Genomic DNA, 303 nt, shown 5'->3' on the forward strand with positions numbered 1-303 from the left:
GGGTTGAAGCCTGCCGTCGTCAGCGTGCTCGAGCTGGCCACCGAGTTGGAACCCAGTGCCACCGAGTTCGCCGTCGTCGCCTGAGCGTTGCCGCCGATCGCCACGGCATCCGTACCCGTTGCCGACGAATCCGCCAGCGTCGAGTTAGTGTTGAAGTACTTGATGCCGCCACCGTTCACGATGTTGTTCACGGTGTTGCTCAGGTTGTTCACGTTGTTGTTGATCGTGTTGACCTTCGCGTCTTCCGACAAGAGCTGGCTCAGGTTCACCGCGTCCGTGGAGTTCAGGCCTGCCGCGACGTTA

The 303-nt window shown here is 60.7% G+C and carries 1 protein-coding gene; it reads right to left on the reverse strand.

Features of this window, described 5'->3' with window-relative positions:
• Nucleotides 1-303 (reverse strand): left-handed beta-roll domain-containing protein (locus AC0L3A_RS41100; RefSeq protein ID WP_473256631.1); only part of this gene is annotated, 303 nt, incomplete at both ends.

It is taken from the genome of Bradyrhizobium sp. MI1.3, from assembly GCF_055811695.1.